We start from the raw sequence: 26,271 nt of genomic DNA, 5'->3' as shown, positions 1-26,271 counted from the left end.
TCGCAATTTGTCTAAACGGAGCAGAAAATGAACCGCAGCACTCCCCATCAACGCCATCCATTACACCCGGCGCCGGTCGAGTTAGCTGTTTTGTTTTTCTGTTCTGAACGTTATTGAAGCCTCCTATTTTAGGGGGCTTTTTTTTTAAGCAAAATTTCGCAAAGGCTAGTAGCCAAAGCGAACCATACAGAGGGAAGACACGTTATGGCGCATTCGTTATTTAACAAGCACATCATTTCCATTCCAGAACTGAGCCGCGCGGAACTGGAGCTGATTGTTGAAACCGCAACAAGGCTTAAAGCGGAACCAAACCCTGAACTTCTCAAAAATAAAGTAGTAGCAAGCTGCTTCTTTGAACCTTCTACACGTACCCGTTTGTCGTTTGAAACGGCAGTGCAGCGCCTAGGCGGCACAGTGATTGGTTTTGATAATGGCGGCAATACGTCACTTGCCAAGAAAGGGGAAACCTTAGCTGACTCGGTGCAAGTTATTTCCTCTTATGTCGATGCATTTGTCATGCGCCACCCACAAGAAGGCGCTGCACGTTTAGCCTCTGAGTTTTCCAACGGCGTCCCCGTAGTCAACGGTGGTGATGGTGCTAACCAACATCCAACCCAAACCTTGCTCGATCTGTTTTCCATTTATGAAACGCAAGGCAGGCTCGATAACCTTAACGTCGCGTTCGTCGGCGACTTAAAATATGGCCGCACCGTCCATTCGCTCACCCAAGCCTTATCGAAATTCAACAATGTACGTTTCTTTTTTATCGCCCCAGAAGTGCTGGCGATGCCAGATTACATTTGCGAAGAGCTCTCAGAGGCTGGCATTGCGTTCAGTTTGCACGCCAGCATTGAAGAGGTCGTGCCTGAACTGGATGTGCTGTACATGACGCGCGTACAAAAAGAGCGCTTTGATGCATCCGAATACGCGCACATGAAATCGGCTTACATCTTAACCGCAGAAACATTAAAAGAAGCGCGCCACAATTTAAAAGTGCTGCACCCACTGCCTCGGGTCGATGAAATCACCACCGATGTCGATAAAACACCTTACGCCTATTATTTCCAACAAGCCGAAAACGGCGTTTATGCGCGTGAAGCTTTATTAGCCCTTGTTCTTAACCCAACCTTATAAGTAGGAGATAACATCATGGTAAAAGAGACCCAATTGCAAGTTGAAGCGATTCGTAACGGTAGCGTGATTGACCATATCCCTGCCAACCTTGGGATCAAAATTCTCTCTTTGTTTAAGTTAAATGAAACCAATCAACGTGTGACGATTGGCCTAAACCTACCCTCTTCTGCGTTAGGTAATAAAGATCTGATTAAAATAGAAAACCTTTATCTCACCAAAGAGCAAGCGAACCAATTAGCACTGTATGCCCCGAAAGCCACCGTCAATCAAATTGAAGAGTATAAAGTGGTCAACAAACTGACCCTCACTTTACCAGAACGAATTGACAGCGTATTTCGTTGCCCAAACAGCAACTGCATCTCTCATGGCGAGCCTGTCGAGAGCCGCTTTAAAGTGCAGCTCAAACAAGAGAATGTGCATCTCAAATGCCACTATTGTGAGAAAGTATTCTCGCGCGAAATCATGACTGAACGTTGCTAAAACAGCACTAAGCGCGCATCCATCGCGTTTACAGCCCTGCTAGCCTCCAGCGTCCTAACTCGGCGCTGGACAACTTCCGAATCTTGCATATTTCCATGCATATTATTCCATTAAATCAGCATAAAACGCCAAAAATCAATCGGTAATCTAGTTTATTATTTGGTGATCCCCCGCAAAAAGCGACACATTGATTAATGTTAAGCTACAGGCATCAATCATAATCCCCCACCACTTATAGAGGGGGAAAAGAGCAATGCTCAACCGTTGCGCCATTGGCGTTAAACATAACGTGAACTCACACTCTATGGCTTTGGGAGTGTGCTGGCATGGTAAGGATCACCGATACCCCAGACGCAGTAGCGTGTATAAAAGGAACCGCCCGTGAACAGAAAAATCCCCCACGGCGCAATGCAAACCGATGACAAAACGTTAGCTTCCGCTTGTAAAAAAATCCTACAACAACAAAGTTTTGCTAACCAAAATGAGCTACGACTCAGGCTAATAGAGCTCGGCTACGAAGGCATTAGCCAATCCACTGTGTCACGCTTGCTTTCCCAACTTGGTGTGGTGAAAGTGCAAAATGCGTGCGGCAAAAAAGTGTACTGCATTACGGTCGAAACCGCGCCAGTGCGTGTTGAGTCATCTATCGCCTCACAAATTGAGTTTATCACTCACAATCAATCCACTGTGGTGGTGAAAACTCATCCTGGAAGTGCTCAATTAGTCGCACGATTGGTTGATATTGATCCCCACACTGAGATTTTAGGAACGGTCGGTGGTAATGACACTGTGCTTATTATTCCCAAAGACATCAATAATATTGAAGCGTGTGAAGCAGTGGTGAAAACTCGCCTAGGTGTCGCTTAACCCCCATCGCCCAGCCAAGTGAGGTCCACAACCTCACTTGGCTTTTCTCGCTTCACTGCCTCATCAGCGACGATTTTTCCATCACTGTGAAACTTATTGCGCCGAAAAGCGGTCTGATTGGGTTAAGATGACACTCACCTAATGAAGACTCGATTTTTGTATGCGCCTACTCTTTTCCTTTGTACTGCTAGCTCTGCTGACACTTTCCCAACCTGCGTTGGCAGTCTTCGGCAATGACAATCCATTCAATAGTGGTAACAACCTCGGTTTGGCCTCAGCCGACAATCAATTTGTCCCAGTTGACCAAGCGTTTCCTTTTTATGCCGAGCAGCAAGGTAAGCAGATCTTCTTAGATTGGCAGGTCAAGCAGGGCTATTACCTCTACCAAGATCGGATCAGTATCAGCGCCGAAAATGCGCAGCTTGGTGAAATCGAGATGCTCGATGGTCAGCCATATCACGATGAATTTTTTGGTGATGTGAAGATTTATACTGAGCCACTGTTTGTCGACATACCGCTCCTCAGTGCAGCAGCGAACGCCAAATTAATTATCCAGTACCAAGGGTGTGCAAAAGCGGGCTTTTGCTATCCACCAGAAACGCGAATTATCGACCTTCAAGCTGTGGCAAGCGATACTCGCTCTGACAACAACACGGCGGCCAATGTAGCGAAAAGCGAAACAGATTCGCCAAAAGCGCCCGTGGCTGAACAAGACGGGCTAGCAAGCCGCCTCGCCGATTCTTGGTGGACACCGCTGCTCTTTTTAGCACTTGGCGTTGGCCTCGCCTTTACCCCTTGCGTACTCCCGATGTACCCGATCCTCACCAGTATCGTGCTTGGTCGTGGTCAACTTTCACAACAGCGTGCGTTGATTTTATCGTTTATTTACGTGCAAGGTATGGCGCTCACTTATACCGTGCTTGGCCTAGTCGTCGCTTCGGCTGGGTTACAATTTCAAGCCGCGATGCAGCACCCTTATGTACTGATTGGCCTCAGTACCCTATTTGTGCTACTCGCCCTGTCGATGTTTGGCGTTTATACCTTACAACTGCCAAGCAAAGTGCAGACGTGGCTAAACAGCCTGAGTAATAAGCAGCAAGGCGGGAACAGTATTGGCGTGTTTGCCATGGGCGCGATTTCCGGTTTGGTTTGCTCACCGTGCACCACCGCGCCTCTTTCTGGTGCGCTGCTGTATGTCGCACAAAGTGGCGACCTATTCACGGGGGCGATTGCACTGTATGCCTTAGCAATGGGCATGGGGATTCCGCTGATTTTGGTCGCCGTGTTTGGTAACAAACTACTCCCTAAAGCCGGTGGCTGGATGGAGAGAGTCAAAACACTATTTGGCTTTATTTTACTGGCTGCGCCGATCTTCTTACTTGAACGCTTATTACCACCAGTGTGGTCAACGGCGCTCTGGTCCGCGCTTGGGATCGCCGCGTTTGGTTGGCTCTATCATTGTAAAAACAGCTTGCCGTTTGGTGGCTGGAAACAGAGCATGGTTGGCATTATTGCGGTATTGGGTCTGTTTGCTTCAGCGCAACCTGCGTTGGATGTGTGGTTTAAGCCAGAACAAACCAACCTAGCAAGCCGTAGCCATGTCGAGTTCATTCGGGTGAATAATATTGCTGAGCTCAACTTGCAGTTGAGCCAAGCCAAATTAGCAGGCAAACCCGTCATGCTCGATTTCTACGCCGACTGGTGCGTGGCGTGTAAAGAGTTTGAAAAGTACACTTTCCATCAGCAAGAGGTCGCGCAGAAACTGCAAAACTTTGTGTTATTGCAAGCGGACGTCACCAAAAATCAGCCACAAGATATTGAGCTACTCAAGGCGATGAACGTGCTAGGGTTACCGACGATTGATTTTTGGAATGCGCAAGGTGAACGGGTTTCAAACGCACGTATCAGCGGTTTTATGCCAGCCGATCGCTTTTTAGCGCACCTCACCGCCCACCAGCTTTAAGGTTTACCCGTTATTGCCGCCTGTTTGAGCAAGCCATTGCAACAGTCGGCAATAATGGCGCGTGAACGCCATCACTTCTTCTCGAACCGCTTGGCATGCACCACTCTCAGATCAGGCTCAGTCACTACTAAGTATCAGACAAAAAGTGGATACAGTTCAGACTTTTAGCGTATAAAGATTGTTCAGCGAGAGATCGCGGTCAATAATCGATTTAACGACATTGCTAAAAGTGTAAAACGTCATGGATTCGACCTACACCATCATCATTGCTGACGACCACCCTCTGTTTCGCAATGCGCTATTTCAATCGGTGCATATGGCGATAAGCGGTGCCAATTTATTGGAAGCGGATTCGCTAGATGCCCTGTTAGCCTTATTAACCAAACAGAGCGATGTGGATTTGCTGCTGTTGGATCTCAAAATGCCAGGCGCAAATGGGATGTCAGGGCTCATTCACTTGCGAGCCGAATACCCTGATTTACCGATTGTGGTGATTTCAGCCAGTGAAGAACCTTCGGTGGTGGCGCAAGTAAAAAGCCACGGTGCCTTTGGTTTTATTCCTAAATCGAGTGACATGCGCGCGCTGATCTCGGCGCTCAATCAAGTCCTAGCCGGTGACCCATTTTTCCCTGAAGGGCTAATTGCCAATCACGCCGCATGCAATGATTTAACCAAGAAAATTGCCGCCTTAACCCCGCAACAATACAAAGTATTAGGCATGCTCTCTGATGGGCTACTCAACAAACAAATCGCCTATGAGCTTAATGTTTCTGAGGCAACCATCAAAGCGCACATGACGGCTATTTTCCGTAAACTTGGGGTTAAAAACCGTACTCAAGCAGTAATTTTACTCAATGAGTTGGGCGAGTAGTCGGCTACTCGCTCGCTTCATCTAACGTCTCTTCTAAAGGTAATCGCAAACCGACTTTGGTTGCTTGCCAATCGGCCACGTCCGCCACGACCAGATACAGACCTTGCCATTCAAAATGGTCACCCAGTACTTGTGTGGCTCCGAGCTCTTGGATCAGCAAATCGTTGAGCGTCATCTCTTGATTGAGGTGCTCAATCGTCAAACCATAATAGGCTGCGACATCAACGAGTTTTGCATCCACATCCAAAAAGAAGTCACCAAAGAAGCGCTCTAACGAGGCTTTTTCTGGCGCTTCACTAAATAGGTTGCTCAGTGATTCGAGATCTTTCTCCTGTGCTAACACGCACAAGACATCGCCCTCTTGCAACTTGGTACTGCCCGATGGGTGAAGCAGTTGCTCGTCACGAAACACAGCGGTAATACGTGTTCCTTCAGGCATAGAGAGATTGCGTAATGGCTCACCAATACACCATTTATCTTGTTTGAGTTTATAGACCAACATTTCCCATTCGCTGCACGGGTATATCTCAACACCGGTACGTGAAATTGGCTCAGGTTTGGGCGGTAGTTCAACGCGAGCCAAAGCGGCCGCTTTCATCAAGGTTCCCCCTTGTACCACTAGCGACACCATCACCACGAAGAAGGCTAAGTTGAAATAGAGCTGCGCATTCGGTAAACCGGCCATCATTGGGAAAACCGCTAAAATAATGGGCACAGCGCCGCGCAGTCCAACCCAAGAGATAAACCACTTTTCACGCGCAGTAAATGCTTTGAATGGCAATAAACCAATCCATACAGAAATGGGGCGCGCAAACAAAATCATACCAAAGGCGAGCGCAAAGCCCGGCACCGCAATGGCCAGCAATTCAGAAGGTGTGACCAATAACCCAAGCACCAAGAACATACCAATTTGACTAAGCCACGTCATCCCATCCAGTACGTTCAAAATGGAATAGCGGCAACGGGTCGGTTTATTGCCCAACAGTAAACCTGTCAAGTAGATGGATAAAATACCACTGCCGCCGAGTGAATTGGACAGCGCAAAGATAATCAAACCGCCACTGATGGCCAAAATGGAGTAGAGCCCTTCTGGAAGTTGATTGCTATTAATCAGCTTCCAGAGCAGCCAACCTCCGGCCAATCCAAATAAAGCCCCGAGGCCAAATTGCTGGATAAAACTCAGCAGCAAGAATCCTGCGCTGAGATCATCGCCTTGGCTACCCAGTACCGCAATTAATGTCACGGTTAAAAACACCGCCATTGGATCGTTAGTGCCCGATTCAATCTCTAACGTTGAACCGACGCGCTCATTCAAGCTTCTCCCTTTAAGCAGGGAAAAAACCGCTGCCGCATCGGTTGAACCAACAATCGCTCCCACCAAAATACCTTGCAGTAATTCCAAATTAAACAGCCATGCCGCCATCAAGCCAGTGAGAATGGTGGTGATCGCCACCCCAAACGTCGCTAACGAAACTGACGGCCAAAAGGCAATCCGAAAACTGGCAACACGGGTACGCATGCCGCCATCCAATAAGATAATGGCAAGCGCTAAGTTACTGACTAAATAAGCAATCGGATAATTATCAAATAAGATGCCACCGGGGCCATCCTCCCCAGCCAACATACCCACCAATAAAAAAACGAGCAGAATAGGAATTCCTAACTTAGAAGAGACTGGACTTAACAACACACTTAATGCAATCAGCAAAGCACCTACGAGAAAAAAACCATTGATAGCAATTGCATCCATATTCCTTCCTTATTGATTTAATTATTATTGATTGAATAACCAACATAAATACGCGTTCCATTGTGCCTTAGTTTAATCCGTTTTTAAGACAACTTTATGTAAACATTGATCGTTTTTATCGCGGCATGAATAACCAACCACATAAAAAATCGTTAACTCGCCATGAGCGATTTTCCAATCAAGAGCTTATGATCTTATACTTTTGGCTAATTTAACATTTACTCAACATAAGAAAGACCTTCTAAATTGAGGAATTTCATTTAGTTACAATGAATTGAAAAAAACAACCTCCCGACTAAAGTTGCACAGACCCACCCCCCTTTCACTGCTATCTTAATTTCGTAACATTAAATTAACACTACGATATGCAAACCGAAGGAGAAGGTCATGGCGTTCCAATCAACCGAACATGCTCAAGCCTACTGGAAGGAAAACTTGGGAATTATGGGCTCACTGCTGGCAGTGTGGTTCTTGGTATCATATGGTGCAGGCGTTCTTTTCGTCGACGCACTTAATACGATTCATTTAGGCGGGTTCAAACTAGGGTTCTGGTTCGCACAACAAGGGTCCATCTATACCTTTGTCGCCTTGATCTTTATTTACGTTGTGCGCATGAATGCGCTCGACAAGAAATACAACGTGCAGGAAGACTAAGAGGTTTACGAAATGGATATTCAAACTTGGACGTTTATTCTGGTCGGTATTACGTTTGCACTCTATATCGGCATTGCCATTTGGGCCCGTGCAGGATCGACCAGTGAATTCTATGTTGCTGGCGGTGGTGTTCACCCTGTTGCCAACGGCATGGCAACCGCAGCGGACTGGATGTCAGCCGCTTCATTTATCTCAATGGCGGGTATCATCTCGTTCATTGGCTATGATGGTACCGTGTACTTGATGGGCTGGACAGGCGGCTATGTGTTATTGGCACTTTGCCTTGCACCTTACTTGCGTAAATTTGGCCAGTTCACCGTGCCAGATTTTATCGGTGAGCGATACTACTCAAAAACCGCGCGCATGGTTGCGGTATTTTGCGCCATCTTTATCTCGTTTACTTATGTTGCGGGACAAATGCGCGGCGTCGGGGTGGTATTCTCTCGCTTCCTCGAAGTGGATATTAACGTTGGTATCGTCATCGGTATGGGGATCGTGTTTTTCTATGCGGTACTCGGTGGCATGAAAGGCATCACTTATACGCAAGTTGCACAGTTCTGCGTGCTCATTTTCGCCTTCCTTGTTCCCGCCATTTTCACCTCGATCATGATGACAGGTAACCCTCTGCCACAAATTGGTATGGGCTCAACCATTACCGGCACCGATGTTTACTTACTCGATAAACTCGATGGCTTAACTCAAGAGCTCGGCTTCACCGCTTATACCGAAGGCAACAAGAGCAAGGTTGACGTGTTCTTTATCTGCGCAGCCTTGATGGTGGGTACTGCTGGTCTTCCTCACGTCATTATTCGCTTCTTCACTGTGCCTAAAGTGCGTGATGCGCGTATCTCAGCAGGTTGGGCATTGCTGTTCATCTCTTTGCTATACACCACAGCGCCAGGTGTTGCTGCTTTTGCTCGCGTGAACATGATTGAGACCATTAATGGCCCAGACATGCAAGGCGTGCCCGCAACAGACGCGCCTACTTGGTTTAAGAACTGGGAGAATACTGGCCTTGTAAGCTGGAAAGATAAGAACAATGACGGTCGTATGTTCTACTCTGGCGATGAGCGCAACGAGATGAACATTAACCGTGACATCATCGTATTGGCGTCTCCTGAATTGGCAAAACTGCCAAACTGGGTGGTTGGCTTACTCGCAGCTGGGGGTTTAGCAGCTGCGCTTTCGACAGCTGCAGGTCTTTTATTGGTTATCTCAACGTCAATTTCTCACGACTTATTGAAGAAAGGCTTCAAACCAAACATGACCGATAAACAAGAGCTGTTAGCCGCACGCTTAGCCGCCATCATTGCGATTGTGGGTGCTGGTTACCTAGGCATTAACCCACCGGGTTTTGTGGCTCAGGTGGTAGCGTTTGCCTTCGGCTTGGCAGCCGCCTCCTTCTTCCCGGCCATTATTTTGGGCATTTTCTATAAGAAGATGAATAAAGAAGGCGCTATCGCAGGTATGGTGGCAGGGATTATCTTTACCGCAACCTACATCATCTACTTCAAGTTCATTAACCCGGCAGCCAGCACGCCAGATAACTGGTTGTTTGGTATCAGTCCTGAAGGTATTGGTACGCTAGGTATGTGTTTGAACTTCGTGGTATCGATTGTGGTGAATAAATTTACCGCAGAAGTTCCAACCGAAGTGCAAGAAATGGTGGAATCTATCCGCTTCCCGAAAGGCGCGGGTCAAGCTCACGACCATTAATCTTCACCTGCGAGCGTCATGCTCGATGTTCGCTCCGCAGTGAAGTGTGATAACAACCATAAAGCCGATGCCCACGCATCGGCTTTATGCTGCATGCTTAACTGACTCGATTCAACAGCGCGCGCAGTTTGAGTGGTTTTATCGGTTTGGGAATAAAGCTAAAGCCATTGGATTTAATCGCATCCATCATCTCTTCAGTACGATCAGCACTGATGAGGACCCCTTCAAAGCTATCTCCAAGCCGCAAGCGACACTGCTGCAACACTTCTAAACCAGTGCGACCATTATCTAAGCGGTAATCCGACAAAATAACATCAGGCAACCAATTGTTTTCTAATGCTTTCAGGCTTTGCAGTAAGTCCGCTGCTACTTTGACATCACACCCCCACCTTGCGAGCAGATCGTTCATGCCGACTAAAATATCAGCTTCGTTGTCCACACACAGTACGCGCAGATGATTGAGATCAGATGAGATACCTTGCTCTATCGCCAGGGTCGGAGCCTGTTTGACAGCTTCAGCGCGCGTCAAAGAGAGCGAAAACACGCTGCCTTTTCCATGCCAAGAGCGCATCGAAATTTCATGACCCAGCACATATGCAATGCCTTTTGAAATCGCTAAACCGAGCCCCAAACCTTGGTCAGAACGGACTTGGCTACCACGGTTAAACTCTTCGAAGATTTCTTGCTGCTTATCTTGCTCGATACCAATGCCATTATCCCAAACATCAATCCTGACCTGATCTCGCACTCGGCGTACACCCAGTACCACTTTACCTTTAGGGTTGTAGCGAAACGCGTTAGTGAGAAAGTTTTGTACCACGCGACGTAATAATTTAGGGTCAGACATCACATAGAGCGAGGATGGGATCACTTTAAAATCAATCCCTTGCTGCTTAGCTAAGGCGCTAAATTCAGCGTTAAGATTCGAAAATACATCATTAATAGCAAAGCTATGAGAATGCACATCGAGCTTACCGGACTCTAAACGTGAAATATCCAGCAAATCACCAATCAGATCTTCAGCCGCGCCCAGAGCACTCTCTATATAACCCGCCAACGTTTTCACTTCCGTCTCTTTGGCCACCTCCGAGAGCGAAGAGGCAAACAGGCGCGCAGCGTTCAACGGCTGCATTAAATCGTGGCTGACAGCGGCCAAAAAGCGCGATTTTGATTGCGATTCTTGGTCTGATTTTTGAGTTGCCGCCACCAAACGTTTATTAAGGGTTTCAAGCTCTAGGGTGCGTTGGTGCACGCGCTCTTCCAAGGTTTCATTGGCCTCTTTTAATGCCTGCTCCGCCTCGCGAAAAACGGTGATGTCGCTAAAGCTCATCACAAACCCGCCGCCAGGCATCGGGTTGCCTTGCACTTCAATAACTCGTCCATCAGGGCGAATACGCGCCGAAGTATGTCTGGTTCCTTGCTCAAGGTGATACACCCGCCGCCGCACGTGATCCTCAGGGTCACCAGGGCCACACAATCCGTGTTGCGCATTGTGCCGTATCACATCCGCAATCGGCCGCCCCACTTGAATCAGCCCAGCGGGAAATTCAAACAGTTCGAGATAGCGTTGATTCCACGCCACCAGCCGCAGCTTTTTATCGACCACGGTAATTCCTTGACCAATATGCTCAATGGCCCCTTGCAATAAGCCGCGACTAAAGTCGTACAGTTCGGATGCTTCATCAACAATGGTCGCCACTTCCTCAAGCTGCATGTTGCGTCCTTGCAGCGCGGAAGTGAGCACCAATTTGGCCGAAGAAGCACCAAACACCCCCGCCAGCACTCTTTCTGTATGACGGATTAAGGTAGATGGCGCTTGTTGGTTAGGTAGTAACGTCTCTCTCTGCTGGCTCCAATATTGGCGAAAAGCAGTGCGAACGCGAGTGCGCCCCACAAAACGAGCGGCCAACATTTCAAGCTCAGCCACTGTCACGCGGCTTTGATACAAGCTGAGATTCTCACTCTCAGGCAGCGGCGTACCGACAAAAGAGGCCGATTGTAAACGCTCACTCAAACTCGGACGAGTCACCATAGAGACAACAACGTAGCAGAATGTGTTGAGTGCAACACTGAGCATCATGCCCCAATCTGAGTTTTTCAGCCCCATCTGCACCAACCAATCCGGCGGGGTGATCATCCATAACAGAACGTTAGTTTGTGCATCGCCCGCCAGCATGTCGGTTTGGCTCATTAAGGTTACTAGCCACACAGTAAAACCGACCGCCAATCCAACATAAACGCCTTTACGGTTGCCTTCACGCCAGTACATGCCACCAATCAATGAAGGGGCAAATTGGGTAATCGCCGCAAATGAGAGAAAACCGATCGCCGATAAAGAACCAATCGCATCCAACGCCTGATAAAAACCCCAAGCGCCAAGCAGTAGCAATAGAATCAACCCGCGACGGATGTTGAGCAACAACCCTGATAAATGACGGTAGTTGCGCTGAGTTAAACGCATGCGGCGCAGCAGAAGCGGCATCACCAAATCATTAGAAACCATGATAGCCAATGCGATGGTCGAGACAATCACCATGCCGCTGGCCGCTGATGTGCCACCTAAAAACGCCAGTAACGCTATCTGCTCTGCGCCCACCGACATAGGCACGCTGAGTACATAAGTATCGGCAGGGCTGCCGCTTAACAAACTTTGCCCAACCCATGCAATAGGTAGAACAAATAACCCCATCAAAGTCAGGTAAAGAGGAAATAACCAGCGCGCCGTGTGTAGATCTTGCGCGCGTTCATTTTCTACCACCATGGTATGAAACTGACGCGGTAAGCAGATGATCGCCATCATGGTTAATACGGTGTGGATCAACAGCGTTGGCCAGTTGGGCGCTTGATACGTCTGCTGGGCAATCGCACTTAGATCAACCGTTTCACGGCTTGAAGCCAGATAAATGATGAAACCGCCCACGGTTAAAAAAGCGACCAATTTAACAATCGATTCAAATGCAATCGCCATCATCATGCCGCGGTGGTGCTCGGTGTTATCAATATGCCGTGTACCAAACAGCATAGTAAATAGCGCTAAAGCCGCGACCACAAACCACGAGACGTGATAATTCTGATAACCAAATTGCGTAGCGAGGTTGGGGGCGACAATCTCAAGCCCCATAGTGATGCCGCGCAGTTGCAAGGCGATGTAAGGTAAAATGCCCACCACGGCAATCAAAGTTACGGTTACCGCTAATCCTTGCGATTTTCCGTAGCGAGCAGCAATAAAATCGGCGATGGAGGTAATATGTTCGCGCTTCGCGATCAAAATCAGCCGCGCCAACATACGCCAGCCAAGGGTAAACACTAAAATAGGCGCAATGTAGATAGGCAGAAATGACCAAGGGTTGCTAGCCGCTTGACCGACAGTGCCGTAAAAAGTCCAAGAGGTGCAATAAACCGCGATCGATAAGCTGTAGATCCACGGTCGCCATTTCGCCAGCCATTGGCTTTGCCTATCACCATACCAAGCGACGAGAAACAGCACGCCTAAGTAAGCGAGCGAAACGGGAACGACGATCCATCCTTGCATTTGATATCCTTATCGGTTCAAAAAAGCCTCTTCAAAGAAGAGGCTTCATTTAACTAAGGATAATTTTTAATCTCAATCAGTTAAGGTTAATTCTGTGCTTCAGGCGCTGATTTCATTACCTCAGTACCTGACTCATTGGATGATGTGGGTTCGACTTTAATCAACAGCGCCAAGATGCCCATTGCCGCCATCGCCCAAAATACATTAGCGCCCCAGCGTTCATAACCCCAGCCACTCAAGGTGGTCATCAAAGCAATAAATGCCCCAAGTGGAATGGCATTATACAGCGCTTGCATAGCCACCATTTTGCTTTGCGGTGCGTGCTGAATGTATTGAATCGCCGCTATATGCGCCATCGCAAACGTCACCCCATGTAGCAGTTGAATCGTCCCTAGCGCAAGCAGCGCGGTGGTCGACGCCATTAACGTCCAACGCACCACAACCCCAATCGACGCGACAACAAATAATGTGCGTAGTGACCAGCCTGAAAAAAGGCGTTTGCTGAGCGCAAATACCGCGACTTCAGCGGCAACCCCTAAACTCCATAAATAGCCAATCAGCTCTTCCGAATGCCCCGCCGCTTTCCAGTGAATCGAACTGAAACTGTAATACGCCGCGTGACTGCCCTGTATTAGCGCCGCTAAAATCAAGAATTTTATCACTGGCCACTCACGCAATAACTGCGTCAGTTTAGGTCGGACGGCATGTGCATCACCAACCGTCACGGGCATTGGGTTGGGATTGCGCAAGCTAATCAATAGTGAAACAAACACCCCAGCCAAGGCGGTGTAGAGGATCATGTCAGAACCATAACGTGCCACAAGTACGCCAACCACAGTAGAACCAGCGATAAAAGCCACCGACCCCCATAAGCGAGTGCGACCATAATCGAGCATTTTTAAGCGTGCATAATAGTTAGCCATCGCATCAGATAGCGGCACCACGGGGCCACAGCAAAGGTTAAACAACACAGTAGCTAACGCCATCAGCCAGAAACTGCCGCCCGTAAAGAAGTGAAAACCAATAAATAAAAACGCCGCCAAACTTAACCAACGCAGTGCTGGTAGAAGAAGCTCGGCCTTATGGATACGCGGCGTAATCACCAAATTAGCGACGCAACGCGTAGCAAAGCCCATACCGATTAATACGCCGATATCGGTTGCAGACACACCTTGGGTTTCAAACCACAGCGCCCAAAATGGCAAGTAAACGCCATACGCAAAGAAGAAACCAATAAAGTACTGCGATATCCAACCATATGGAGAGGGGTTAAGCATGATTCATCCTGAACAAAACGAGGGAGAGAAAACCGCCGTATTATGCAGGCAGTTTAAGATTCTAAAAAGGGAAGTTTACTGATAAATCTGTTTCCTTATTCACAACCTTGCGGGTCATATCACTCATTAGACCAAAGTCGTCTGGAGGTAGTGGCGATTTTTGTCACACTTAGATAGGAATTTCTTCTGAGTGACGATCGTTATGCCTGACAAATTCAACATGCAGTCACCGCCCTTTGACCGCTTAACACCGCCGCAGCAACAGCGACTTCGCTCATCCTTGGATGTGGCGTATTTTCGTAGCAACGATCTGCTGCAGGCCAGCGACAGGCCCAGCGTGTATCTACACGTACTGATCAAAGGCGCGGTCGAAGAACGCTCGCCAGATGGCAAAGAGATTTTTGCTCACTACGCCAACGATGACATGTTTGATGTACGCGCACTGTTTGAAGAAAAAGCCAAGCATCAGTACGTGGCGCTGGAAGACACCTTGAGCTATCTGCTGCCGAAAGCCGTCTTTCTCGAACTGTATAATGACAACGGTCAGTTCGCCGCCTACTTCGACAATAACCTCGCCAAACGCCAAGCTCTGCTTGATGTGGCACACCAGCAAAAGAATTTAGCCGAATTTATTTTAACTAAGGTGGATGACTCAATTTACCATCCACCGATGATTTTAAGCCCAGATCAACCGCTCAACCAAGTGACCAAGCAATTACGCGATAACGGAGTTGATGCGGCCTTAGTTCGTCTTGCCGAGCATGATCAACGCTTAATCGAAAACCCCAGCGCGCACCCTTATGCTATCGTCACGCGCACCAATATGCTGCATTCCGTTATGCTCGATAACCACCCGCTCGATACCCCTGTTGGGGAAATTGCTACCTTTCCTGTGCTGCACATCAACGATGGCGATTTTCTGTTTAATGCGATGATTGCCATGACGCGCAACCGCATAAAACGAGTGATGGTGTGTGATGGCCATCAAGCGGTTGGCATGCTGGACATGACACAAATTCTCAGTGCTTTCTCCACTCATTCTCACGTGCTGACGTTAAGTATTGCTCGCGCCAACTGCGTGGAAGAGTTAGCTCTCGCCTCCAACAAACAGCGGCAACTGGTTGAAAGCCTAATCAACAATGGCATTCGCACTCGTTTTATTATGGAGCTGATTTCAGCAGTCAATGAACAGATCATCGAAAAAGCCTTTCATTTGGTTGTGCCACCCGCGCTGCATGATCACTGCTGCTTGATCGTACTCGGCTCCGAAGGCCGTGGAGAGCAGATCCTCAAAACCGACCAAGATAACGCGCTGATCATCAAAGATGGCTTGCAGTGGCATCAAATGGGTGTGGTCATGGACACGCTCACCCACACCTTACAGCAGCTCGGCTATCCGCTTTGTCCGGGCAATGTGATGGTCAATAATCCCAAATGGGTCAAAAGCCAAACTGAGTGGAAAACCACGCTTAGCCAATGGGTAAAAGCGGCCAAACCCGAGCAAGTGATGGACATTGCGATCATGGCCGACGCACACGCCGTCGCGGGCAACAAACACTTATTGGCCCCTATTAAACATCACTTGAGCCATTTAATGGCCGACCAAGAATTGATTTTGATGGAGTTTACTCGCCCCGCGCTGAGCTTTTCTGTACCACTCACGCTGTTTGGCACCGTAAAACACTCCAAATCTGGCTTAGATATTAAACAAGGTGGCATTTTCCCGATTGTGCATGGCATTCGCGCCCTAAGCCTTGAACATCAAGTTCAACAAAACAACACCTTTGAACGCATCGAGGTGCTAGTAGAGCAACGGGTTTTGGAAAAAGAAACCGCCGATAATCTCAGTGAAGCGCTCAAACAGTTCTTTAAATTGCGCTTAGCTCAGCAACTGAGCAATCAACACAGCACCAATAAACTCGATTTAAAACAGCTCGACCGAACCGAGCGTGACCTGCTCAGGCACAGTTTACACGTGGTGAAAAAATTCAAGCAGTGGCTTGGCTATCACTATCAAATTCGCGAATAGTGGAGGCGAACAATTGAATTGGTTTACACGCCATTATTGGTTTCACAAGCTGAAAGACTCGCCTTATCAGCCGTTGTTTGCGACGCCGATGCAAGGGGAATATGTGTCGCTCGATTGCGAAACCACCAGCCTTGACCCGAATCGCGCCGAGTTAGTGACGATTGCCGCCACCAAAATCATCGACAACCGCATTTTAACCAGCCAGCCATTTGAAGTGCGTTTGAGCGCGCCACAATCGCTCGACTCGGGTTCAGTCAAAATCCACAAAATTCGCCATCAAGATCTGGTCGATGGCATCGACGAGCAAGAGGCCATCACTCACCTATTAGACTTTATCGGCAACCGACCTTTAGTGGGCTATCACATTCGTTATGACAAAAAAATCCTCGACCTCGCTTGCCGGCGACATTTAGGCTTTCCACTGCCCAATGCCCTCATCGAAGTAAGTCAAATCTATCATGATCAGTTAGAGAGAATGCTGCCGAACGCGTACATCGACCTCAGCTTAGAGGCGATTTGTCGCCATCTTGACTTGCCGATGCAGGATAAACACGACGCGCTGCAAGATGCCATCGCCGCGGCATTAGTGTTTGTACGCTTGACCAAAGGTGACCTGCCTCCCTTTGTTGCACCTTACTCGCGCTAGCACTTACCCCACACTCATCCTAAAGTCTAATTGTAGAAAATCGCACTCTGACTGACAGTTACCCACATACAGATTTTCCTTTCAGCGCAATTTGATCGCCAATCAACAGGGAAATTGTTCGAATTCACAAGGAGAAAAGCAATGAGTGAAGCCCACGTTTATCCGGTAAAAGAGAACATCAAAGCCAAAACACATGCGGATAATGACACTTACCTAGCGATGTACCAACAATCAGTGACCGACCCAGAAGGCTTCTGGAGTGAACACGGCAAGATTGTGGATTGGATTAAGCCTTTCACTCAAGTGAAACAAACCTCGTTTGATACTGGCCATGTAGATATTCGCTGGTTTGAAGATGGCACATTAAACGTCTCCGCCAACTGCATCGATCGCCACCTTGCCACTCGTGGTGATGAAGTGGCGATTATCTGGGAAGGTGACGATCCGGCTGACGATAAAACCCTCACCTTTAAAGAACTCCATCAACAAGTGTGTCGCTTTTCTAATGTGTTAAAAGATCAAGGAGTTCGCAAAGGAGATGTGGTCTGTCTTTACATGCCAATGGTGCCAGAAGCAGCCGTTGCGATGCTCGCTTGTACTCGAATAGGCGCAGTGCATACTGTGGTGTTTGGTGGCTTTTCACCGGAAGCCCTTTCCGGTCGCATCATTGATTCCGATTCCAAAATAGTCATCACTGCCGACGAAGGTGTACGTGGCGGTCGCGCTGTGCCCTTGAAGAAAAACGTCGATGAAGCCTTGACCCACCCTGAAGTGAAAAACATCAGCAAAGTGATCGTCTTTAAACGCACTGGTGGCCAAATTGACTGGCACGAACATCGCGATGTGTGGTGGCATGAAGCAACCGCAAAAGCTTCCGACCACTGCCCAGCCGAAGCCATGAAAGCCGAAGATCCCCTCTTCATCCTCTACACCTCGGGTTCAACGGGTAAACCCAAAGGTGTGCTGCACACAACCGGTGGCTACCTTGTTTACGCGGCGATGACCTTCAAATATGTGTTTGACTATCAGCCGGGCGAAGTGTTTTGGTGTACCGCCGATGTGGGCTGGATCACTGGCCACACCTACTTGGTTTACGGTCCTTTGGCCAATGGTGCAAAAACCGTTCTGTTTGAAGGGGTTCCCAACTACCCAGACACCAACCGCATGAGTCAAGTTGTGGATAAACACCAAGTCAACATTCTTTACACTGCGCCGACCGCTATTCGCGCCTTGATGGCGAAAGGCAATGAAGCCGTCAAAGAGACGTCACGCACCAGTTTGCGCATTATGGGTTCGGTGGGAGAACCAATTAACCCAGAAGCGTGGGAGTGGTACTACAAAACCATCGGTAACGAAAAATCACCGATTGTCGATACATGGTGGCAAACCGAAACGGGTGGCATTTTAATTACGCCACTGCCGGGCGCGACAGCACTTAAACCGGGTTCGGCCACACGGCCATTTTTTGGCGTGCAACCAGCCTTGGTCGATAACATGGGCAACATCATTGAAGGGGCTGCCGAAGGTAACTTGGTTATTTTAGATTCATGGCCGGGTCAAATGCGCACCGTTTATGGCGATCATGACCGTTTTGAACAAACCTATTTTTCAACCTTCAAAGGTATGTATTTCACCAGTGATGGCGCACGCCGCGATGAGGATGGCTACTACTGGATAACGGGCCGCGTGGATGACGTGTTAAACGTTTCTGGCCACCGCATGGGCACCGCGGAAATTGAATCAGCTTTGGTTGCTTTTGATAAAATTGCAGAAGCGGCAATTGTCGGCGTACCACACGATATTAAAGGCCAAGCGATTTATGCTTATATCACTTTAAATGATGGAGTATACCCAAGCGCTGAGCTGCACAAAGAAGTGAAAGATTGGGTGCGCAAAGAAATTGGCCCAATCGCCACTCCAGATGTACTGCACTGGACCGACTCTTTACCAAAAACACGTTCAGGCAAAATCATGCGCCGTATTTTACGCAAAATTGCGACTGGAGATACCAGCAACCTTGGTGATACTTCTACCCTCGCCGATCCAAGCGTGGTCGATAAGTTGATTGCTGAAAAAGCTGAAATCGCTTAGTTGAAGCCAACAATCCACCTATAGCCAAACGACTTGAAGTTGCAGGTAGGCGGCAAGTGAGTGCCCCCCATGAACATAGATAAGCCATGTGATTGAGGTGAGCAAACGTAGCCAACCCCGCTGCAACTTCTAATAGGAAAGGAATAAAATAGGTTAAGTTATCAAGCCGTCACAACTGTGGCGGCTTTTTCTATTCATCAAATTATTCTCACAATGATTAAATGGTTAATTCTTATTCTGTTAACTCGGTTACAAAATTAAATGGGCAAACTATCTGATAAGACCAGTAAATTGCTGCCATTTGCGCTGAATTAGCTATAATCTGGGGCAATTTCTTAAATACAGGGAATTTTTTACGAAAAATTTACTCTTATATTAAGATTATATGGGAATATTGATATTCTTTTCACGATATAGGGAGATGTCGACACAATGACTGCTAAATCTCGCATTCTGGTCTTAAATGGGCCAAATCTTAACCTGTTAGGGCTACGTGAACCTGCACATTATGGTTCTGACACCTTAGCGCACATTGTCGAGACATTACGCGAACAAGCGCAAAAAGCAGATATTGAGTTAGAACATCTTCAATCGAACCGCGAATATGAGCTGATCGAAGCCATCCATGCCGCTTACGGCAAGGTCGACTTCATCATCATTAATCCCGCCGCATTGACGCACACCAGTGTGGCACTGCGCGATGCGTTATTGGGTGTCGCCATCCCATTTATTGAAGTGCATCTATCCAACGTTCACGCACGTGAACCTTTTCGCCACCACTCCTATCTGTCGGATAAGGCGCAAGGGGTGATTTGCGGGTTAGGTGCACAAGGTTATGAATTTGCTCTTGCAGCTGCCATAAAAGCGCTACAGGCAAAATAACCCACATACGATCAACGACAAACAAACACTCTACGGCCCAACCTTAAGGGCTGACGTATTCACAAGATAAAGAGAAAGAAAAGATGGATATTCGTAAAATCAAGAAGCTTATCGAACTGGTAGAAGAATCTGGCATTTCTGAACTAGAAATCTCTGAAGGTGAAGAATCGGTACGCATCAGTCGTAACACTGCGCCAGTACAGATGGCTCAGATGCATTACGCTGCACCAGCGCCAGCACAACAAGCCGCGCCAGTCGCTGCCCCTGCGCCAACGGCTGAAGCCGCCGCGCCTGTAGCGCCAAAAGGTCACCAAGTACTTTCGCCAATGGTCGGTACTTTCTACCGCTCACCAAGTCCAGATTCAAAATCCTTCATCGAAGTCGGTCAAAGTGTTTCAGTCGGTGACACACTATGCATCGTTGAAGCGATGAAAATGATGAACCAAATCGAAGCCGATAAAGCAGGTACCGTTACGGCAATTCTACTTGAAGACGGCCAGACCGTTGAATTCGACCAACCGCTTGTTGTTATCGAATAATCGAGGTTTGCTTTATGTTAGATAAATTAGTCATCGCGAATCGAGGTGAAATTGCACTTCGTATTCTGCGCGCATGTAAAGAGCTTGGCATCAAAACTGTTGCCGTGCACTCCACTGCCGATCGTGATTTAAAACACGTACTGCTGGCCGACGAAACCATCTGTATTGGCCCAGCACGTGGTATTGACAGCTACTTAAACATTCCACGCATTATTTCTGCAGCAGAAGTAACTGGCGCAGTAGCAATTCACCCCGGTTACGGTTTTCTTTCTGAAAACGCCGACTTTGCTGAACAAGTCGAGCGTTCAGGCTTCATTTTTGTTGGCCCGAAAGCCGATACCATTCGCATGATGGGTGACAAAGTGTCAGCCATCAGCGCAATGAAAAAAGCGGGCGTTCCTTGTGTGCCGGGTTCTGACGGCCCACTGGATGGCGATGAAGTCAAAAACAAAGCTCATGCGAAACGCATTGGCTACCCTGTGATCATCAAAGCTTCTGGCGGCGGCGGCGGTCGTGGTATGCGCGTGGTTCGTAGCGAAAATGAACTGACCCAAGCGATCGCAATGACACGTGCCGAAGCCAAAGCGGCGTTCAACAATGACATGGTTTACATGGAAAAATTCCTAGAAAACCCACGTCACGTTGAAGTACAAATTATTGCGGATGGTCAAGGTGGCGCGATTCACCTTGGTGAACGTGACTGCTCAATGCAGCGTCGTCATCAAAAAGTGGTTGAAGAAGCTCCAGCTCCAGGTATCACTGAAGAGATGCGCAAATACATCGGTGAACGTTGTACTCGTGCTTGTATCGAAATCGGCTACCGTGGTGCTGGTACTTTTGAATTCTTGTACGAAAACGGTGAGTTCTACTTCATTGAAATGAATACTCGTATTCAGGTAGAGCACCCAGTAACAGAAATGGTAACTGGCGTTGACCTTATCAAAGAACAGCTTCGCGTCGCCGCAGGTCAACCACTGTCATTTACCCAAGATGACATCAAGATCCATGGCCATGCAATTGAATGCCGTATCAACGCGGAAGATCCGGTTCGTTTCCTCCCTTCACCGGGCAAAATTGAACGTTTTCATGCGCCGGGCGGTATGGGCGTTCGTTGGGAATCGCACATTTATGCTGGCTACACAGTGCCGCCACATTACGATTCAATGATCGGCAAGCTCATCACTTACGGTGAAAACCGTGACGTGGCGATTGCGCGCATGAAAAATGCGTTAAACGAAATGATCGTCGATGGCATTAAAACCAATATCACTTTGCAGCAATCGATCATGCAAGATGAGAACTTCCAACACGGTGGAGCGAACATCCACTACCTTGAGAAGAAATTGGGTTTACAGCACTAATTTTCGCGTCGCGAGAGACCAAATGCTCACTTCGGTGAGCATTTTTGTTTTCGGCAGCCGAGTCAGTTTCTGCTAAACTCTGCGCCAACTGACGACATAACAGAGCAACTGACATGCCTTGGATTCAAATTAAACTGAACGCAACTAACGCCAATGCCGAGCCAATTGGCGACATGCTGATGGAAGAGACGGGCGCAGTATCCGTCACTTTTCTTGATGCTCACGACACCCCTGTTTTTGAACCGCTTCCGGGCGAAACTCGCCTTTGGGGCGATACCGACGTGCTGGCGCTGTATGATGCCGAAGCCGATAGCGCATGGATCATTGACCAAATTCGCTCAAGCAAGCTGCTGAGTGATGACTTCGCCTACAAAGTTGAACAGCTTGAAGATAAAGACTGGGAACGTGAATGGATGGACAACTTCCACCCGATGAAATTTGGTCAACGTTTGTGGATTTGCCCAAGCTGGCGTGAAATCCCAGAACCTGACGCTGTCAACGTAATGCTCGACCCGGGCCTTGCATTCGGCACAGGGACTCACCCGACGACCGCATTATGTTTAGAGTGGCTCGAAGGGCTCGATCTGACAGGCAAAACCGTCATCGATTTTGGTTGTGGTTCAGGCATCTTAGCCATTGCGGCGATCAAATTGGGCGCAGCCAAAGTCGTCGGGATTGATATCGACCCACAAGCACTGCTTGCTTCCAACGACAACGCAGGACGCAATGGCGTAGCTGACCAACTTGAAGTGTATTTACCACAAGACCAACCTGAAGGCTTAATCGCTGACGTGGTTGTGGCCAACATTTTGGCCGGCCCACTGCGTGACCTGAATGGCGTGATCAAAGGGTTACTTAAACCCAACGGCCAACTTGCGATGTCCGGTGTTTTGGACACTCAAGCCGAAGAAGTTGCCAACCATTATCGTGACGAGCTTCACATTGACCCGATAATTGAGCTCAATGAGTGGTGCCGCATCTCGGGTCGCAAGCAAGGCTAGATAAGACTTTGCGTGCTAATAGACTGTATTTTATACGATTTACTAAAACAAATTGTAAATGCTCAAATATTAGTCTTTTCACGCAGTAAAAAAATGCGTAAAATGCGCGCCCTTGCTGGTACAGAACTGTGATGACGTTTTGAAAATCGGAAACTATCAACTTAAGAACAATCTTATCGTTGCCCCTATGGCAGGAGTGACTGACAGACCATTTCGAGAGTTGTGTCTTCGCTATGGAGCAGGCATGGCCGTCAGTGAAATGATGTCCTCTAATCCTGCTCTATGGAATACGTCAAAGTCGATGCAACGTATGGTACATGAGGGCGAATCGGGCATTCGCTCGGTACAAATTGCGGGAGCCGACCCACAGCTTATGGCCGATGCAGCCCAATTTAGTGTTGAGAACGGTGCTCAGATCATCGACATCAACATGGGTTGCCCAGCAAAAAAGGTGAATAAAAAGCTGGCGGGTTCAGCCTTACTCCAATTTCCGGAGACGATTGAACAGATCTTGAAAGCGGTGGTGAACGCCGTTGATGTCCCCGTGACATTAAAGACCCGTACTGGCTGGGACACAGACAACAAAAACTGTGTCTACATCGCTAAATTAGCCGAAGACTGCGGCATACAAGCTTTAGCCCTGCATGGCAGAACCAAAGCGTGTATGTACAAAGGCGAGGCCGAATACGACAGCATTAAAGCGGTGAAAAACGCCATCTCTATTCCGGTTATTGCTAACGGTGATATCGATAGCCCAGAGAAGGCGAAATACGTGCTGGATTACACCGGCGCTGACGCTTTAATGATTGGACGCCCTGCCCAAGGTCGCCCGTGGATTTTCCAAGAAATCCAACACTATTTGGAAAACGGCACCACGATGTCTGAACTTCCGGCTGCGGAAGTGAAAGATATTATGCTTGGTCATGTACAGGCTCTCCACAGTTTCTATGGTGAGTATTTAGGCCCTCGCATCGCTCGTAAGCATGTGGGTTGGTATCTGAAAGAACATGAGCAAGCGAGTGAGTTTCGCCGTACCTTCAACGCTATTGACGCAGCACCGCTGCAAATTGACGCGCTCGAAGGTTATTTTGATAACGTTGCATCATAATTAAGAGAAGAGCTAGACCGCATATGTTCGAACAAAACCTGACTTCAGAAGCTTTCACAGTAACAACCGTAACTTCACAAGATCAAATCACGCAAAAACCACTACGTGATTCAGTTAAAGCATCTCTTAAAAACTACCTTGCGCAGTTAAACGGCCAAGAAGTGACAGAACTATACGAGTTAGTTCTTGCTGAAGTTGAACAGCCACTACTCGACACCATCATGCAGTACACTCGCGGTAACCAAACTCGCGCAGCAACCATGATGGGCATCAACCGCGGCACTCTTCGTAAGAAGCTAAAAAAATACGGCATGAACTAATCTAGCTACTGCACAAATCTAGCAACTAGATACCATCGCTTTTAAAACCGAGCCTCTGCGCTCGGTTTTTTCATTTTCACCCAACGGATAACTAAAATATCAACGGGCTGCTTTACTTTGCATTAATGCAATAAAGAGATCTGATTGTTTGAGCGGGCTCTCTCTTCTTCTGTTGTCGCATTTACGCGACCGCAACAAACTGGTTACATTGTGCATGTGATGGAAATTTACCGACCGATCCCCAAATCACTTGTCGTGAACAGTGCATACAATGAGTAAGGCTTTATCCCCAAAAAATGGAGTGACTAAGATGAGCTCGGCGACGCAACAATCTAAACACCAAGTCAAATGGGCCTATAATGATAAAACCACTCGGAAGATTGACAAGGAGTGACGTCAATGAGCTTACTGAACTTGCGCCAGACCAAAATTAGAACGCGTTTATACCTGCTGACCACGGTCACCACACTGCTACTGTTGATCCCATTTGTCTCCATGCTCAATAGTTACCAACACGATTTAATGCAATCAAAACAGACAAAAACTCGCCACATCGTCGAAACAGGATACGGCGTATTAAGTTACTTCCACCAATTACAAATCGATGGCACCCTGTCCGAGCAACAAGCACAGACTCAAGCCAAACAAGCCATCGCGAAACTGCGCTACGATGCTGATGATTATTTTTGGATCAACGACCTTCAGCCAAGTATGATCATGCACCCAATGAAGCCCCAATTGGACGGCAAAGATCTCTCCAATGCCGCCGACCCGACCGGAAAAAAACTGTTTGTAGAATTTACTAAAGTCGCTAAACAGCAGGGTGAAGGCTTTGTCGACTATATGTGGCCCAAACCGGGTTCTAGCGTCGATGTGGGTAAAATCTCTTATGTAAAATTATTTAAACCTTGGGGATGGATCCTCGGTTCTGGAGTCTACATCGACGATGTCAATGCGTTGATTTGGCAACGCCTACAATCGATATTGCTCATTCTTAGCCTCGTTATTATTGTGATGCTGATTCTTTCAGTAGTGATAGGAAATAGCATCACTAAACCGTGTGAAGAAACCAAACAGGCACTCGAAGAAATCGCCAAAGGCGACGGTGATTTAACCAAACAGCTCTCGGTGCAAGGTAGTGATGAGCTGTCACACATAGCGCAAGCCTTCAATGAGTTCACAGAGAAGATTCGTCATACCATTACCAATATCACACCGCTCACCGACAATGTTAACCACTCGGCAAATGAGCTTACTCAACTCTCACAACATGCCTCAATCAAAGCCCTAGAGCAGCAGCAATCCGTCGATACAGTCGCATCAGCGATGAACGAACTGCATGCGAGCAATCAAGAAGTGGCTAATGCAGCGAGTAGTGCCGCGAAAGCCGCGCATACGGCCAGCAGCAAAGGCAAAGAAGGCAGCTCGGTGATTGGCAAAGCTTCTGATTTTATGGACTCCCTGTCTGCACTACTGACCACCACTGACACCACCACTAAAAACCTCGCCAAAGAGACACAAGATGTAGGAGCGATACTGGCGGTCATCCAAGGGATAGCTGAACAAACCAACTTATTGGCCCTGAATGCGGCGATTGAAGCAGCACGTGCTGGTGAACAAGGGCGAGGCTTTGCGGTCGTCGCGGATGAAGTACGGGCGCTGGCAACGCGTACTCAAACCAGCACCAACGAGATAGAGCAGATAATCAATAGATTACAGGCTCGCGCAAAAGAGCTGGGAGAATTTATGGCTCAAACGCAGCAACAATCAACCGCCACACAGCAACAAGCCGTTTTAGCGCAGCAAGTGCTCAATGAGATCGACGAGCAAGTAAAACAGATTCTCTCACTCAATGAACATATTGCTGAGGCAAGCGCCCAGCAAACCACCGCTACAGAAGAGATTAATCGCAATCTGACTCATATTGCCGAGCACAGCTCCCAGGCTGCAGCCCAAGCCGATCAAGTGTCGACAGCCAGTCAATATCTCTCAGACAGTGGCCAACAACTGAAACAGAGCATTAGCCATTTTAAAGTGTGAGCAACTCACA

At 48.0% G+C, this 26,271-nt stretch carries 20 protein-coding genes; 17 read left to right on the top strand and 3 right to left on the bottom strand.

Annotated elements, in window-relative coordinates; translation table 11 throughout:
* Nucleotides 1-204 precede the first annotated feature (204 nt).
* From pyrB to EXZ60_RS05120, 5 genes are all read left to right on the top strand, one after another.
* Nucleotides 205-1,134 (top strand): aspartate carbamoyltransferase, encoded by a 930-nt coding sequence (pyrB, locus tag EXZ60_RS05140; RefSeq protein WP_017042200.1) that lies wholly within the window; start codon nt 205-207, stop codon nt 1,132-1,134.
* 15 nt (nt 1,135-1,149) lie between these two features.
* Nucleotides 1,150-1,614, top strand: a complete 465-nt coding sequence (gene pyrI / locus EXZ60_RS05135; RefSeq protein WP_017042201.1) for an aspartate carbamoyltransferase regulatory subunit — start codon at nt 1,150-1,152, stop codon at nt 1,612-1,614.
* 408 nt (nt 1,615-2,022) lie between these two features.
* A complete protein-coding gene (locus EXZ60_RS05130) occupies nt 2,023-2,481 on the top strand; it encodes an arginine repressor (RefSeq protein ID WP_088718009.1) in 459 nt (152 codons plus the stop codon).
* A 160-nt stretch (nt 2,482-2,641) separates the two neighbouring features.
* Nucleotides 2,642-4,444: a protein-disulfide reductase DsbD gene (locus EXZ60_RS05125; RefSeq protein ID WP_277435417.1), complete on the top strand. Its 1,803-nt coding sequence runs from the start codon at nt 2,642-2,644 to the stop codon at nt 4,442-4,444.
* A 241-nt stretch (nt 4,445-4,685) separates the two neighbouring features.
* Nucleotides 4,686-5,315 (top strand): response regulator transcription factor, encoded by a 630-nt coding sequence (locus EXZ60_RS05120; RefSeq protein ID WP_013855820.1) that lies wholly within the window; start codon nt 4,686-4,688, stop codon nt 5,313-5,315.
* A gap of 4 nt (nt 5,316-5,319) precedes the next feature.
* On the opposite strand, the gene EXZ60_RS05115 is transcribed toward EXZ60_RS05120, so the two are convergent.
* Nucleotides 5,320-7,065: a potassium/proton antiporter gene (locus tag EXZ60_RS05115; protein ID WP_129532804.1), complete on the bottom strand. Its 1,746-nt coding sequence runs from the start codon at nt 7,063-7,065 to the stop codon at nt 5,320-5,322.
* 387 nt (nt 7,066-7,452) lie between these two features.
* On the opposite strand from EXZ60_RS05115, the gene EXZ60_RS05110 reads away from it, so the two are divergent.
* Together EXZ60_RS05110 and EXZ60_RS05105 are read left to right on the top strand one after the other, a co-directional pair.
* Nucleotides 7,453-7,719: a DUF4212 domain-containing protein gene (locus EXZ60_RS05110; RefSeq protein WP_013855818.1), complete on the top strand. Its 267-nt coding sequence runs from the start codon at nt 7,453-7,455 to the stop codon at nt 7,717-7,719.
* Between the two features lie 12 nt (nt 7,720-7,731).
* Nucleotides 7,732-9,435: a sodium:solute symporter family protein gene (locus EXZ60_RS05105; protein ID WP_017048884.1), complete on the top strand. Its 1,704-nt coding sequence runs from the start codon at nt 7,732-7,734 to the stop codon at nt 9,433-9,435.
* 97 nt (nt 9,436-9,532) lie between these two features.
* Here the strand turns inward: EXZ60_RS05105 and EXZ60_RS05100 are convergent, their stop codons facing one another.
* Complete coding sequence (locus tag EXZ60_RS05100) at nt 9,533-12,967, bottom strand: PAS-domain containing protein (protein ID WP_277435416.1); 3,435 nt, start codon at nt 12,965-12,967, stop codon at nt 9,533-9,535.
* Nucleotides 12,968-13,053: 86 nt separating this feature from the next.
* Nucleotides 13,054-14,244: a 3-phenylpropionate MFS transporter gene (locus EXZ60_RS05095; protein ID WP_277435415.1), complete on the bottom strand. Its 1,191-nt coding sequence runs from the start codon at nt 14,242-14,244 to the stop codon at nt 13,054-13,056.
* A gap of 202 nt (nt 14,245-14,446) precedes the next feature.
* On the opposite strand from EXZ60_RS05095, the gene EXZ60_RS05090 reads away from it, so the two are divergent.
* The 10 genes from EXZ60_RS05090 to EXZ60_RS05045 all read left to right on the top strand — a co-directional run bounded on the left by EXZ60_RS05090 (nt 14,447) and on the right by EXZ60_RS05045 (nt 26,261).
* A complete protein-coding gene (locus tag EXZ60_RS05090) occupies nt 14,447-16,273 on the top strand; it encodes a DUF294 nucleotidyltransferase-like domain-containing protein (RefSeq protein WP_277435421.1) in 1,827 nt (608 codons plus the stop codon).
* 13 nt (nt 16,274-16,286) lie between these two features.
* On the top strand, nt 16,287-16,919 hold the full coding sequence (locus tag EXZ60_RS05085; RefSeq protein WP_026027882.1) for a 3'-5' exonuclease: 633 nt from the start codon (nt 16,287-16,289) through the stop codon (nt 16,917-16,919).
* Nucleotides 16,920-17,060: 141 nt separating this feature from the next.
* The gene (acs, locus tag EXZ60_RS05080) at nt 17,061-19,010 is read left to right on the top strand and encodes an acetate--CoA ligase (RefSeq protein WP_277435414.1); all 1,950 of its coding nucleotides are present in this window, start codon (nt 17,061-17,063) and stop codon (nt 19,008-19,010) included.
* A gap of 432 nt (nt 19,011-19,442) precedes the next feature.
* On the top strand, nt 19,443-19,892 hold the full coding sequence (gene aroQ / locus EXZ60_RS05075; RefSeq protein WP_013855811.1) for a type II 3-dehydroquinate dehydratase: 450 nt from the start codon (nt 19,443-19,445) through the stop codon (nt 19,890-19,892).
* An 83-nt stretch (nt 19,893-19,975) separates the two neighbouring features.
* Nucleotides 19,976-20,431, top strand: coding sequence for an acetyl-CoA carboxylase biotin carboxyl carrier protein (gene accB / locus EXZ60_RS05070; RefSeq protein WP_010320342.1), 456 nt, complete (start codon nt 19,976-19,978; stop codon nt 20,429-20,431).
* Nucleotides 20,432-20,445: 14 nt separating this feature from the next.
* Nucleotides 20,446-21,792 (top strand): acetyl-CoA carboxylase biotin carboxylase subunit, encoded by a 1,347-nt coding sequence (gene accC, locus EXZ60_RS05065; RefSeq protein WP_277435413.1) that lies wholly within the window; start codon nt 20,446-20,448, stop codon nt 21,790-21,792.
* A 113-nt stretch (nt 21,793-21,905) separates the two neighbouring features.
* Nucleotides 21,906-22,793: a 50S ribosomal protein L11 methyltransferase gene (gene prmA, locus EXZ60_RS05060; RefSeq protein WP_013855808.1), complete on the top strand. Its 888-nt coding sequence runs from the start codon at nt 21,906-21,908 to the stop codon at nt 22,791-22,793.
* A gap of 139 nt (nt 22,794-22,932) precedes the next feature.
* Nucleotides 22,933-23,901, top strand: coding sequence for a tRNA dihydrouridine synthase DusB (dusB, locus tag EXZ60_RS05055; RefSeq protein WP_010320339.1), 969 nt, complete (start codon nt 22,933-22,935; stop codon nt 23,899-23,901).
* A gap of 23 nt (nt 23,902-23,924) precedes the next feature.
* Complete coding sequence (gene fis, locus EXZ60_RS05050; RefSeq protein WP_010320338.1) at nt 23,925-24,221, top strand: DNA-binding transcriptional regulator Fis; 297 nt, start codon at nt 23,925-23,927, stop codon at nt 24,219-24,221.
* A gap of 399 nt (nt 24,222-24,620) precedes the next feature.
* Nucleotides 24,621-26,261, top strand: coding sequence for a methyl-accepting chemotaxis protein (locus EXZ60_RS05045; RefSeq protein ID WP_277435412.1), 1,641 nt, complete (start codon nt 24,621-24,623; stop codon nt 26,259-26,261).
* Nucleotides 26,262-26,271: the final 10 nt, after the last annotated feature.

Source organism: Vibrio sp. 1151_11, assembly GCF_029478525.1.
Taxonomy (GTDB): domain Bacteria; phylum Pseudomonadota; class Gammaproteobacteria; order Enterobacterales; family Vibrionaceae; genus Vibrio; species Vibrio anguillarum.
This window is presented reverse-complemented; position numbering and strand designations above follow the sequence as displayed.